We start from the raw sequence: 13,610 nt of genomic DNA on the forward strand, positions 1-13,610 counted from the left end.
GGTCGTCAAGGCGAAGGCCAGCGACCAACGCCGCCTGCGGAGAGCAGCAGGAGAGTACCGATATGGTCATCGCGCAGGCCCATGACCTTGTTGACGATAGACTTCGATGAACGGTGACAGATCAAGGCTGCCCAAGCCTTTCATGGTGCGCGTCCGGGTCGGCTGGCGCCCCTGGTCGCGCAGAAGGATCAGCGTGGCGCGTGTTGCCGCATAGGCATGAGCCGCGCGTGCATCCCGATGTGTCTCCAGGGCCCAGGCCATCGCCTCGGCCGGCGGACCGACCATCTGGACTTCCGATACCTTCGGAAGGATCGTGCGCAGATGGGGGCCAAGCTGGTCAGCGGTTCCGGCGATGCGTTCAGCCAGACCGGTTTCCGTGAACGGGGCCAGGTTCTGGTTTTGGCTCAGCAACTCTTGCAGTCTCCCGTCCTCGGCCTGGCGCAGCCGGGGCAGCAGGATGTCGATCGCCCGGCCCAGATCGAGAAAGGCAGGATCGGCCACGACAACCTGGCGACCGAAGGCGCCGCCTTCCGCGTTGAAGGCCGCGATGGCCGCAAGCGCCGCCGCACGGTCGCCGGATGACTGCGGAAGGGCAACGGCCACGCCGTTGGCCGTCAGGCCCAGCCGCTCTGCCGCATCCAGCGTCCGCAGGTGGCCGGACAAGGCGGCAATCGCCTGGGGCGGGCCCTGGAAGCGGGGCATCCGCGTCGAGATCACCCGGCCCGAGGGCGTGACGCCCTGGGTCAGCAATCGCGCAAACGCGGCCTCGTCATAGGCGGGGCGCTGCGGGGTCGCGGTTGCGAGGCTGGCCCAGTCGATGGGCGGCGGGGGCTGGCTGCCGCCCTCGGTCCCGCCGCGACCGTCCGCACCGTGGCACCCGGCGCAACTGAACTGGCCCTGCGGCAGGATCGGGCCATCGGCGCGGCCAAGCCGCGCTTGCAGGCCATCGCCGCCATTGAACAGGGTAGCCCCGTCCTGGGCCGCGGCGGGCGCCGCCAAGGCCAGGATGGCCAGCCATCCCGCGACGCGCCTAGCGGGCGATCTGGCGGGCATGGTCGATCAGGGCCGCCGGTTCGGGGACGCCCGGAATGCGCCAGAATTTTCCGGTGCGAAAATCTCCCAGCAGATACACGGCTTCGTGCGCCTCGACGGGTCCGGGCTTCAGGCCGAAGGCCGACAACAGCAGGGGCGTGTCGGCGCGGCTGGCGACCAGCCAGTCCCAGTTGTCGCTGGCCTCGATCTCGGCGGCGGCGGCGGCCAGGGTTTGCGGCGTGTCGCGCCAGGGATCGACGGACAGCGCGATCAGCCGCAGGGGCGGCGCGCCGGGCGCCTGCAGGTCGTCATCGACCAGCTTCATGACGGCCTTGACCATGCTGCAGTTGTCCTCGCATTCCGTGTAGATGAACGAGATCAGCACCGGCCCGGCATCGCCATAGCGCGACACGAACCCGGCGCTTTGGCCATGCGTGTCGGTCACGGGAATATCGGGCAGCAGCAGCGTTTCCTGAGTAAAGGCGCTTTCCATGGGGGCCGGGTGATCGTGCCCGGCATGGGCCAGGGCCGTGGCGGGAAGCAGGGCCAGCATCAGGGCAAGGGGACGGATCACGGGATTTCCTCCAGCACGAGGGGGGCGAAGCCCGCGCGGTTTCCGGTACGGGCGGTGACGACCAGCGGCAGGTGCGGCCGCAGATCCCAGCTTTGGGTGGTCACCCCGGAGGCGTCGGTGGCGAATTGCTGCCTCTGGCGCCAGTTCCCGGTCAGCGCGGCCAGATCCATGATGCCCGACAAACCGGACGCGGGTGTTCCGGTGCCATCCGTGAAGCGCAACCGGATCCCGCCGCGTGCATCGGCCTGCGGCTGGATGCGGCCGGGGCTTCGGGCTGTGGCCTGGGGAACGGGCGGCGTGGGAAGCATCGCACAAAAGGCCATCTGGCCTACACCCGCGCTGACCACCAGTTCCCAATCGCCCGGACGGGGAAGGCGGGCCGAGGCGGTGAACCGGCCGGGGCCTGTCGGACGCAACCCGCGATCGAGGGCGCGGACGATCCGGGGGATGCCGCCGCGCAGGCGCACCGCCTCCATCGGGGGCTTGCCGCTGACGGCGTGGCGGCTGTCCAGCACGAAGCCCGCATAGCTTTCGGCATGGACCGCCAGCATCGCGGGTTCGGGCAGCAGCGGCACCAGCAGCGCGGCATCCTGCGCGGCGGCAGGGGGTTGCGGCGGACCGATGGCGACGCGGCCCAAGATGGCCTCGGCCCCCGGCTCTATCTGGCGCAGGTCCATCACGCCGATGGCGGACTGGTCGGCCAGCCGCAGCATGGCGGTGTTGGGCAGAAAGGCCACCTCGGCCACGGGGGTGTCGGTGCCGGCGCCCTGGACCATACGTCCTACCGCAAGATCCACCACGGCAAAGCCCGTGCGATTGCTGGCGTAAAGGAACACCATCCGGCCTTCGGGGCTGACCGCCATGCGGTCGAAATCCCCGGCAAGCGGGATCGCCTGCCGGCTGCCGGGCGCGTCCAGCCACAGGACATGCAGGGCATCCAGGCCAAGCCACAGCGCGGCGTCGCGGTTCAGCCCCGCCGCGATGGCATCGGGGGCAAGGGCGGACAGAACCTCCCGCCCGTCATCCGCCAGCACCGTGACCCGGTCCCGTGACAGCACCGCCAGCCGCTGCGACGGTGCCGTTCCGCTGTCGCCCGTGATCGCCACCGCATCCAGGTCAAGCCGCAGGTCGCGGCCGGGACGCAGGACATCGCCGGTTCCCTCCTCCAGCAGCCAGGCCCCGCCAGAGCCTGCGGGCACCAGGGTGCCGGGACGATCCAGCCCCTGGGCCACGACCCGTGTATCGCCATGGGGCGTCATGGCCAGAACCTGCCCTTGACCCGGCAGGCTCAGCAGAAACTGCCCCGAGGACGGATCGGCGGCCAGGGCTGCGGGGGCGGGATCGAACCGGCGTGCCGTCAGCAGGTTCGCCGCGCCAAGCGCGCGCTGCGGATCCAGAACGGTAAAGGCGCCGTCGCGCGCCACCATGCCCAGCACCGCCCCGTTCAGATCGACGCTGCCGATCGAGGCGCGCCCCGTGGCACGATAGGCGGCGGCGGTTTCCCCGCAGGTCAGGTCGCCGGGGCCGCGTTCCCGCAGCCAGCCCATCGGCGCCAGGTCGCCGGGGACCGACCCCACCTGCGCCGTGAATTCCAGCACCACGTTGAACGGCTGGTCCCACCGGATTTGCGCCTGATCGGTGCCCTGCGGCGTCGTGAACCGGACGGATGCCGTCAGCGGCGGTTTCAGATCCTGCGCGGCGGCCGGACCGCAAAGCGCGGCAAGAACTGCCAGCCATGCCGCAGGCTGCCTCACCGGCCACCCTCCGCGCAGGCGGCATCGCTGAACTCGACCAGACCCCAGGTGCCGCCCGCCATCAGGTAGGTCGGTCCGTCATGCCATAGGACCGAGCCTTCGACCGGCTGGCGCTCTCCATCTGCGCCGATCACCGTAGGCGGATGCAGCCAGGCCGAAACCGCCTTGCCCGGCGCGACAAGGGCCGAGTTGGGGAAGCCGAAGCCGGGGAACAGGTCGTCATAGCCAAGCCCGTTCATGACAAAGGCCCGCTGGCGCGCCCGCCCGCCGGGATGGATGACCCGGATCAGCACCTGTTCGCCCGGACAGGCCATCAGCTTCAGCGGCTGGCGGTCGGGGCCGGTCGGGCGGCCGCTGCCATGGGTGCTCTGGCCTGCGAAGAAGCGTGGGGGAAAGGACAGGGCGTTCAGGTCGTCGCTGGCCTCGAGGCGGCCGTTGCCCGCGATGTCGGCGAAACGCAGAAGGCTTGCAAAGGGACGCGAGCGATAGCTGACGCCCTGGTCGCCCAAGTCGTAGGAGTCGTCGCAGACAAGGCAGTCCGGTGCGATCGGCGGAATGCGCGTGCGGGGCGCCCCCTCCAGCGACCAGCTTATCAGGGATCGGGAATCGTGGTGGTTCAGGCCGTCCTGGTAGAAGATGACGAATTCGCGGACATCGACCGCCTGTTCCGTCCCGTCGGGATCCAGCCTGACGTCCCGGAACAGGGCACCGGCCGCGAAGCCGCCCGGCACCGCCGCGGCGCGCCATTTGCGGGCGACTGCGACAGGGCTGTCGGCCAAGCCCAGATCGACCATCTGCATCAGCCGTTCCCGATCGGTGTCGGGGGTCTGCATGGAGGTCTGCAATGCCCCGGCGATGGTCCAGCCGCGCGGCAGCACGTCGATCACCCCGAACAGGCCATGGGCCGTTTGGGACACGACATCGCCCGTCACCCGCACCGGCACGGGGCCGAAGGCATAGGGAATCCAGTGGATGTGCCTTTGCAGCTCGGCCTCGGCGAAAAGCTGCATCTGGTTCTGCTGGGCCTGGTCCAGCGTGGCGTCGCGGATCGTGAAGCCCACGCCCAGGACGGTGAAATGGACCGGATCGCTTCCCGTTGCGCGCCTGGTTGCCCAGGACGGCCGGGGGCCTGCCCACTGGTTCAGCTTCTGCCTGGCCGCGATGACCGCGCTTATGGCAATCGAGTCATGGGGATTGCTGCCGCCTTCGGGCAGGTTGATCCGCATCCGCCCCGCATAGAAGCGCAACTCGCCCGAGACGGCGGCGAGCTGGTTGCCCGCAGGCGGCATCGCGGGGCGGTTGATGCCATATCCCAGCGGCAGGGCGCGGATCAGGTCGCCTCCCGGCAAGCCGACCGACAGCCCCAGCCGGGCAGACGGGCGAAGCCCGCTGACCGGCATGGTGGTGGGGGTCAGCGTGCCCGTGACGCGGGTGCCCGAGGCGCTGACCGTGCGCGTGACCTCGGACACGGGATCCACGTTCAGCGGCGTGATCTTCGGCATCAGCGCATCGCCCAGGGCATCGGGCAGCCCGCCCGTCCGGCCTTCCTGCAGCAGGTTGACATAGCGCAGCACGACGCAGTCGCCCGCGTTCACCCGCATCACGAAGGGCTCGGGCCGGGCATAGTCGGCGCGGACGGCTGCCAGCACGTCGGTGCGGCGCAGGTTCCACCAGTCGGCATCGTCGCGCATGTCGCGGCGCGTTCCCGGCAGCCGGTCGGGATTCAGCAGCGCCAGCATCAGCCCGTCGGGGTCGCTGCGATGGGCGCCGTAATCCGTGCCGCCGGGCCAGGCGTCCGCCGTGCGCAGCGCCACGACAAGCCCCGCCGTCTCGTGTCCCGGCAGCCCGTCGCCGGGCAGGGGGCAGCCAAGCGCCTCGGCCACGGGCGGGGCGGCGTCCGAAGCGGCAGACCTTTCCGTAGGGTTGCCCGCGCGGCTTACCGGCACAAGAACCTCTGGCGCGGACTGGTTCTGCCAGCGTTCCAGCAGCGCGCTGCGCTCGGGCTGGTCCATATAGACGCGCAGAAGCCCCCAGGCCCCGTTCCACAGCGAATCCAGCGTGCCGAAGTTGTACAGGTAATCCGATGCCTCGGCGGGGCCCGACTGCGGGGCCGCGACGCGGCGCGCGTCGTCGCCGCGCCGCCGTTCCATCGAGATCACGTCGCTGCGCAGGCGGCTGCGGATTTCGAAATGCTCGGAAATGCCGACCTCTTGCGCGAAGGTATAGCCCTCGATGTTGTCGCAATTCGCCAGGGCGCGGTCGAAGGCGTCGAAGCGCTCCAGCCTTTCCTTGTCATCGGGGTCGTTCGGGTCATAGCCTTCGCGGGCCTTGGGCGTCAGGTTCAGCCATTCGTCGTATTCCTCGGGGCGGGCGTTGCGGACCGCCTTGAAACAGGCGTCGCGCGCCGGCGCGACCGTGACGGCCAGGTCGCGCATTCCCTGCGGGAACCTCTGGTCGATGTTTCGGGGTCCGGCGATGCCCGCCAGGTTGAAGACATGCTGCACCTCCTGCGCGCCCTGGACCAGGCGGAACAGGATGCGTTCGTTCTGATAGGCCTCGAACTGCGGGGTTTCGGGGTCGCGGGCGGGCAGCCCGCCGCCATCCCCCGGCATCCAGGAACTGAGGACATGGCCCGCGTCCCCCCGTTCCCCCGCAAGCTGGTAGCGATAGCTGCAGCGGGGCATGGTTCCCGCCATCAGCCTGGACACGACCTCGCTGGGGCTTGCCACTTCCATGCCCCAGCGGGTCATGCGAAGGGGCGCGCAATTGCTTGCGGGCGATCCGTCCGGCCGGTCGGTCCCCAGCCGCAGCGGCAGGGGGGCATTGCGGTAGCTGACCAGATAAGGATCGTGGTGATCGACCGAGATGGATTCGGGTCGGGTCGGCGGGGCGACGGGCCTGGCCAGCGTCCCGTTCTGGATCGGCCTGCCATCGGGGGAAGCGGCGCGGCCGCGGTAGTAGGCAAGGTGGTCGCGCAGCCGCCCCGCATCGGCGTCCTGCATCAGGTTGCCGTGCAGCCGGGCGCGGTGGGACGGCAGGTCGCCTGGCGCGCCCGCAGCCCACCAGGCCGGAGCCGTGTCGGGCTCGGTGGCATCCGCCTCGCCGCATTGGCTGGCGGTCGCGGCGGACCCGGCCGATCCCGCCGCTTGCCGGGCCTCGCAGTAAAGCCGCGCCATGCCGGAGTGGTCCGCACCGGGTGCAGGCTCGATGGCTTTCACGTCCTCGCGGTCGCGGGGATCGTAGAGAACGGCGAAATCCGCGATGGACAGGGCGAATTCGCGATAATCGGGATGCGTCGGGTCATCGGCGCCGCCCGCCTTGATGATCTTCTGCGCACCGATCCAGGCGGACGTGCCGTCCCGCAGTTCCCACGCATCGGGTCCCACCTCGGGCGTGCAGGTGCCTTGCCGATGGGGGTCGCAGACCTGCGATCCTGCCGGTTCGACCAGCAGCGCCGTGTAGAAGCCATGCTGCTGGATCGAGGAAGGACCGAAATGGTCGTGGCTGAACACGGTCCGCATGGTCCGGTCCTGCGGCTCGGGCATGTCGTCCGCATCATCCGGGCTGTCCGCGCCATCCAGGGTCATGATGGGATCGGCGAACCAGCGTTGCACGGTGGTCTGGAACAGGTCGCGGTTCGCGGACAAGGGCAGCCGCCAGACCTGGCCGTTGTTCAGGGTGGAACATTCCTCCTCGGTTGGGGGACGGCTGCCCCAGGCGCCCGGATCGGCCTCCGTGCGCGAGGGGGTCATGCTGCCCCCGCGCAGCGTGGCGCAGCGGCGGGCCATCAGTTCGTCGGGGGCGAAGGTGCCGTCCTCGTAGTTCCAGCCGTTGCCGGACCCGTCCGAGGAGGTCACGTCGAACTTGACCAGGTGGATATGCTGGCCGATCGTGTCGGTCGGCGTCCTGACCTGGAAATCGTCCAGATCAAGTTCCTTGGGCAGTTCGTTCGTGTGGCGGAACTCGATGCACTCGCCCGACAGCGCCCGGAAGAAGAAGGGCTGCACGTCGTCGCGCGTGGTGGGCGATATGCGGGTGCCCGGATCGCCCACCAGCTTGAAATCGTCCGAGCCGCCGGTCAGCACGTCGATGCGGGCCTGCGGATCGTGCCAGCCCGCCTGGTTGACGACCAGGTCCAGCTGCACCGCCGAGACCCTGTAGCGGCGAAAGCCATTCAGGTTCGGGTCGATGACATATCCGGCGCGTCCCGTCAGCGGGTCGGTGCCCGGCGTGTCGCCCTCGCGGCCCTTGGCGCCGCCGCAGGGATCGGCATAGGGGGCGCCGGGCGCGGGCGGGGCGCCGTTGACCTGGAACGCGCCCGGCGTCATCGCGGTGCTGCCTGGCAAGGGCGCCCTGGGCGTCGGATAGGATCCTTTGGCGGGTGTCACCGGCTGGCCGTCCGGCCCGCGCACCGTCAGCCCTGCCCCGTCATGGTGGAACGCCTGCGCCGCCCGTTCCAGCGGCTCGCCCTCGGGGTCCAGAAGACGGATGTCGGCATGGCCCAGATGCGCCATCATGTCGCCAAGCGCCAGGGCCTTTGCCACGATCTGGCCGCGCAGGGTTTCCAAGCGCGCGCGGTTGTCGCCCTGATCCAGCGCGGCGGCAAGATCCGCATCGCGCTGCAGGATCGCCGGAGGCAGGTTCAGCGGCAGTTCGCGTTCCGCCCCGGTGATCACATGACGCCCCAGCCCGCCCGACAGGTAGGAGCCGATCGGCGCGCCGTCGCCTTCGACCGCGCGGGCGATGTCGTGCGGTGCCTGCGGCGGGCGGTGACCGGGCAGCCCGGCGATGTAGAAGGGATAGCCGGGCATGGCATCGGGCACCGGGCGGGCTTGCGGTTCCGTGTCGTCCGGCGCCGTCGCGGTCGCGGGCGCCCGGGCTTGGGCCTGGGCACGGATCAGCCGTTCCGGCCCGCCGGTCAGGGGATCGTCCAGGGCCGCGCCGTCCCCGTCGCTGGCATAGGTGGGCAGCGGCGGAAGCGCCTCGCCCGGCAGCGGGACAAGGGCGGGGACGGGTGTGCCATCGCCCCCACTCCAGGCGCCGGTCGCCGGATCGACGCTGCCGGTGCGGATGAACCGTGCCTGGTCCGGCGCGCGGATCTCGGCGGAAAGGCCGGGTTGCGCCTGGCCGTCGGGCAGCTTGCGGGTTCCATCCTCGAACACGTCGTGGACACGCCACAGCGCCCACATCCCCTGCGCGAAATGCGGGTACAGGTGGCAGTGGAAGATGGAATCCCCCACCGTGCGGTTGCGGTTGCCCGATCCTCCGACATACCAGGCGCCCTTCTCGCGGCCCCGGCCGCCGTGATAGATGTTGTAGGTGAAGCCTTGGCCCGGCGCGACGGTCTGGCTGTCCAGATAGCTGCCGCGCCCGTGGTCGTTGCCCGCGAACCACTGGTGGGCGTGCAGGTGGAACACATGGGTTTCCTTGGGCCCCGCGTGGAAGTTGCGGAACACCACCGGGTCGTTCAGGTAGGAATGATGCACGTTCGACGGATCGTCGGCATACCATTCCAGCAGCGCCGGATCGCCGTTGGCCCAGGATGTCAGGAAAAACTCCTCGTACAGGCATTCCGCGCAGGCCGCCGCCGGGCCGATGCCCTTGCGGTTGGCCAGCAGCAGCGTGCCCATGCCGCTTGCGCCATAGTTGATGGCGAAGCCGTCGCGCACCCCAGCCAGCTGACCGAAGCGGGACAGCTCCTCGAAGTTGCGGGTGTAGAAGGTCTTGAGTTCATCGTGGAAGAAGACCGAGAACTCGCGAAAGGCGTCGAAGCGCGGCTCCTCGGTGCGGCCGGGCGTTGCGGTGTCCTGGGCACAGCCCAAGGGGGGATGGTCGTATCCGGCCGGGGGTCTTGCCTCGTGGTCGCACCAGATGATCGCGTTCAGGTCGCCATGGACAAGCTCCAGCGCGTCGGCACCCCGAGGATCGCTTGTGCCGATGGGACGGGCCATGTTCAGCACCGGAACGCCGTTCAGCACCTTTTCATAGTCAGGCGCGCCCGACCGCGAATGGCGCGGGCCGCCCTGGCGGGCGGGCCAGGCGGCGTCCAGGGCGGCCTGCGAAACCTGGCTCCGATACCAGCGGGTGCCGGGCCGTTCGGCCATCACCGCCCCGAACAGGCCATGGGTGATCGACCCGCCATCGCCCTCGCCGCCGGCGGTGACAGCGCGACTGGCGAAGAAATGCGTCCCTTCCTGGATGACCTCGTAAAGGCAGCGGAATTCCCCTTGGGGTGCCACGGCGTCCAGGCCCAGGCAGGCCGGATCCGGCGATGCCTGGCCTGGCAGGGCCAAGGGCATCAGCCCTTCGGCCAGCAGGTTCAATGATCGGGTGCGGGGCCAGTCGCCGCCGTGGAAGACCGGATCGCCGCCAACCGTGGCATCGCCCGGTTCCGACGGATCGGCAGCGGCTGGGGCAGGGTCTTCGCAAAGCGCCTCGCCATGCTCGACCATCGAGGCCGAACCCCGAGAGATATGCGCCCCGACAGGATCGTCGCCGTCAGGGCAGAAGTCGCGCGACAGATCGCGAGCAGGCGGATCGCCCGGAACCTCGGGCGCCAGCAGGTTCTGGACGCGCAGGAAAAGAAGATCGCCGACATTGGCGCGCAGCACCAGGGGACGCGGGCGGCGGCAGTCGCGCAGCCGCACCTGACCGGCTTGCAGGCTGCCCTGCGGCGTCGGCTGCGTGGCGGTATCCGTTGCGCAATCGACCGCCCCGGCCGGTTCGCCAGTCCCTTTCCCGGTGGCGTCGGCGCCGCCATCCCTCATGTCCGCCACGTCGCGGCGCAGGGCAAAGATCATGCCGTAGGGGTTGAACGATCCGAAACGGTTGTAGACCAGCATCTGGTCCAGGGCCACGATATCGGCGCAGACCACTCGCTGGGGCCTGCCTTCGCGTGCGCCGCCGCAGATGGCATCGAAGCTGGTTTCCTGGGCCTGCGCCGGGCCGGACCAGGAAGCCCCTGCAGCCAGCAGGGCCAGGGTGGACAGAAGGGCGGGGCAGTTGATGCGGAACGGCAGGGACATGGCAAACCCCGGATGCAAAAGGCTTGCGGGCGGAGGGTTCGGCCAAATGCCCGAAAGCAGAATTAATGAACAATTGCTCGTCTATTAAAGAAATATCATTGCCACGAATCATATATTTCCGCAATATATTCATATGTGATTATCCAGTTTTAATTGATCGTGGGAAAAGGTTTCGGTGGATTACCAATTGGCCGCGGCGCGCCGGATAATGGCCATGGACGCCGAAAGTCCACGCGCGCGCTCGATCATCAACGAAAGCCGCCCCGTCTATCTGCTGCCCCCGCAGGGCGCCATGACCGTTCCGGCGCCGCCGCACGAGGTGGGGAATATAACGCCGGCGCAGCTACAGGCCCTGGCGGACGGACAGGCGCCCCATGTCGCCCTGCTGGAGGTCGAAGTGGTGGGCCGCTTCGAGCCCGTGGCGACGGCATGGCCGGTCCTTCTTGCCGCGATGGACGGCGGCGGGGCGGTGACGCGCCGCTTCCTGACCGCCGGCCATGTGCTGGAAGTGGTGCTGAGCGAACCGGACATCCTGGACTTTGCCGGGGCGGTGCAGGACCGCCAGGTGCGCCCCGCCCGCGTCGTCTTCCCCGATGGCAAGACGCGCGTGGTCGATCGCTGGATCTGCGCCTCTGCCTTGGATCTGGCGGTGTTCGACGTGGCGGGCGAGCCATGCGCCGCGCTGAGGCTGGACAAGCCGCTGCAGCTTCCGGCAGCGGTCGCCGTGATCGGCTATCCGCTGGTGCCGGGCGTGGCCGTGTTTCGCGACAAGGCCGATTCCTATCTGCGAAAGCAGTTCATGGCCATCGGCAAGCCCGCCGAGTCCCTGGGCACCGCCGCCCGGAAAAGCACCGAGTTCCTGCATGACGCGACCACCCTGCCGGGGTTTTCGGGCGCGCCGGTCTTCGATCCCGCCACCGGGCATGTCATCGGAATGCATGTCAGGGGCTCTCGCGAGGGACTGGAGCATCTGCCCGCGGCCATGGCGCCCCGCGTCATCGACAGGGACCGGAACGACGGCATCCTGGCCTCGGGCATGATGAAGACGGACTGGCTTTTGCAGATCCTGGCGGGCCAAAGCGACAGGCCCCCGGAGGATGCCCCGGCCCAGCACTGGACCGGCGGCGCGGTGCCCGTCCCGCTTGAGGCCGAGGCGCTGCGTCCCGCGACGATCCTGGCCGGAGCGATCGCGGCGCGCCAGAACGTCCCCGGCGCCGAGGACGGGATCGTTCCCGACCGTCCCGACAGCCGCGACCGTTCCTATCAGCCGGGCCTGGCGCGCGTGCCGGAAAGCATTGTTCCGAAGCCCGGCCCTGTGGGCGACCAGGGGGACGAGGGAAGCTGCGCGGCCTTTGCCCTTGCCGCCGCCATCGAATGCCAGCTTGCGGAACGCGACGGCTACCGGCCGCCGGACCGGGGCTTTACGGCAAGCGTGCGGATGCTGGACCGGATGGCGCGGCGGCATGACGAATGGCTGGACGACACCGCGGACGGCACCAGCCTGCGCGCCGTGATCAAGGGCTTCTACCACAATGGCGTCTGCACCGAGGCGCTGTGCCCCTATGTTCCGCGCCAGCCCGCCTTCTTCCTGACCCGGCGCATCGCCAAGGCGGCGCGCGGCATAACGCTTGGCGCCTATCTGCGTGTCGCCCGCTCGGTCGATGACATGCGGATGGCGATCCGCGAGGCGGGGGCGGTCATCGTGGCCGCCGATGTCCATGACGGCTGGTGGTCCCTGGATGGCAAGGGCCGCATCCCCTATGACATGGCGGACACGCCGACGCCGCGCGGCCGCCATGCCTTTGTCGTCAGGGGCTATGATCGGGACGGGTTCATCGTCCAGAACGCGCGCGGCAGGGCATGGGGCGGCTATCGCGGCCTGCCGGGACATGCGCTGTGGCGCTATGCCGACTGGGCCGAGAATTGCCACGATGCCTGGGTGATCCGGCTTGCCCCGCCAGGCGACAGGGCCTTTGCGGTTTCCGGCCTGGCGGACGGAAAGCTTGCCACTCCCCGCAGACTTGGCCTTCTCGGCCATGTGCTTCATGCCGAACGCTCTGGCCTGGTCGAGGACGGCACCCTGGGCATCGGCGCGCAGGGCGTGGCCGAGACGGCAGCCTATCTGGACAGTGACAGCGCGCGGAAGCGGTATTCCCGGCTGATGCTGGTCTTTCACGAACCGCTGATGGACGGCGACCTGATTGCCGGCCTGGCGCTGCGGTTGACCGCGCGGCTCAAGGCGCGCGGCGTCTATCCCTTCCATGTCATCTATGGCCTGGACGAGATGCTGTCCTGCCGCCTGCGCCTGTCCCACGACATCGGCCGCGCGGTCGAGCGTTTCCTGCGCGAAGGCACCTCGCGCGATGCGGTGCTGCAACGCCAGCTTGGACCCGTCATCCGCCTGCAGGTCGAGCATATGGCCCAGGGCGCCCGGGCCGCGGCGGGGCCGGTGCTGCGCGACGCGCTGGCAGCCCTGCTGCTGTTCGCGGCGCCCGGCCGGCGGGTCGATGTCGTCTCGATCGGCTTGGGCGGGGTTTTTGCGCAGGCGGTGGCGCGGGCCTCGCCCGTCAAGCCATTGCCGCATCTGGCGATCGCATGCCCGCTGCCGGTCAGGGGCGCGCTTTCCTGGAAGCTCGGGATGAAGCAGGACGAAAGCGACCTGCCGGGCTGGCTGGGCAGCTGGGGGGACATCGTCTCCCGTGCCTTCGGACGCAGCATTCGTGCCGAAGACGGAGAGAAGGTGGCAACCGTGCAGGAACTGATGTTGCAGCCCGATTTTGTCACGCAATTGCTGGATCGCGTGCCGCAGAGGAGCCTTGCACGTCAACGATGACACGACCGACCCGATATGGTGCCGCGCTGCGGCTTCTCCGAAGCCATCCTTCGGCTTTCTTCCCGCATCCGAGGGGCAGGCCATGTCGATGATCCGGGACAGCTTGCGCTTGACGGCAGGGTCCATCCCGGGACGACTTAAGCAGGAAGAATTTCAGTTGCTCGCAAGGATCGTCATTCCGGCATCCGAAACGTCGGAGCAAGCCTGCCGCAGACAAGATGCGTCAGAGAAGAAAGCCTTTTTGACAGCGCCATCTGCCACTTTCTGCTACCTTGCTGACTGACGCCGCCCGCAAGAGGCTGAGTTAATCTGGTCATCGGAGGAGAGGACCATGGCAAACACCCAAAACGTGCTTATCCATCCTGCAGTCGACAACGGCATCAAGCGAGGCG

General features: G+C 69.1%; 6 protein-coding genes. 2 read left to right on the plus strand and 4 right to left on the minus strand.

What is annotated here, in order from left to right:
- Positions 1 to 66: 66 nt before the first annotated feature.
- The 4 genes from AAIL68_RS14925 to AAIL68_RS14940 are packed head-to-tail and all read right to left on the minus strand — an operon-like array spanning position 67 to position 10,385.
- Positions 67 to 1,053, minus strand: coding sequence for a c-type cytochrome (locus tag AAIL68_RS14925; protein WP_347140542.1), 987 nt, complete (start codon positions 1,051 to 1,053; stop codon positions 67 to 69).
- Positions 1,031 to 1,606 carry an SCO family protein gene (locus tag AAIL68_RS14930; RefSeq protein ID WP_347140543.1) on the minus strand — a complete coding sequence of 192 codons (576 nt, stop codon included), beginning with the start codon at positions 1,604 to 1,606 and terminating at the stop codon, positions 1,031 to 1,033. The genes AAIL68_RS14925 and AAIL68_RS14930 overlap by 23 nt, the downstream gene beginning before the upstream one ends.
- Positions 1,603 to 3,360 carry a hypothetical protein gene (locus AAIL68_RS14935; protein WP_347140544.1) on the minus strand — a complete coding sequence of 586 codons (1,758 nt, stop codon included), beginning with the start codon at positions 3,358 to 3,360 and terminating at the stop codon, positions 1,603 to 1,605. Before AAIL68_RS14935 ends, AAIL68_RS14930 begins: the two co-directional genes overlap by 4 nt.
- Positions 3,357 to 10,385, minus strand: a complete 7,029-nt coding sequence (locus AAIL68_RS14940) for a hypothetical protein (RefSeq protein WP_347140545.1) — start codon at positions 10,383 to 10,385, stop codon at positions 3,357 to 3,359. Before AAIL68_RS14940 ends, AAIL68_RS14935 begins: the two co-directional genes overlap by 4 nt.
- A gap of 214 nt (positions 10,386 to 10,599) precedes the next feature.
- Here AAIL68_RS14940 and AAIL68_RS14945 point away from each other — a divergent pair, with 214 nt between their 5' ends.
- Together AAIL68_RS14945 and AAIL68_RS14950 are read left to right on the plus strand one after the other, a co-directional pair.
- Complete coding sequence (locus AAIL68_RS14945) at positions 10,600 to 13,218, plus strand: trypsin-like peptidase domain-containing protein (protein WP_347140546.1); 2,619 nt, start codon at positions 10,600 to 10,602, stop codon at positions 13,216 to 13,218.
- An 82-nt stretch (positions 13,219 to 13,300) separates the two neighbouring features.
- On the plus strand, positions 13,301 to 13,501 hold the full coding sequence (locus tag AAIL68_RS14950; RefSeq protein ID WP_347140547.1) for a hypothetical protein: 201 nt from the start codon (positions 13,301 to 13,303) through the stop codon (positions 13,499 to 13,501).
- Positions 13,502 to 13,610 lie beyond the last annotated feature (109 nt).

This window comes from Paracoccus sp. SSK6, from assembly GCF_039770665.1.
Lineage (GTDB): Bacteria > Pseudomonadota > Alphaproteobacteria > Rhodobacterales > Rhodobacteraceae > Paracoccus.

Bases quoted from the DNA above. Each gene is read 5' to 3' on its own strand.
- AAIL68_RS14925 (WP_347140542.1), bottom strand. From the start codon at position 1,053: ATGCCCGCCAGATCGCCCGCTAGGCGCGTCGCGGGATGGCTGGCCATC.
- AAIL68_RS14940 (WP_347140545.1), bottom strand. From the start codon at position 10,385: ATGTCCCTGCCGTTCCGCATCAACTGCCCCGCCCTTCTGTCCACCCTG.
- AAIL68_RS14945 (WP_347140546.1), top strand. From the start codon at position 10,600: ATGGACGCCGAAAGTCCACGCGCGCGCTCGATCATCAACGAAAGCCGC.
- AAIL68_RS14950 (WP_347140547.1), top strand. From the start codon at position 13,301: ATGTCGATGATCCGGGACAGCTTGCGCTTGACGGCAGGGTCCATCCCG.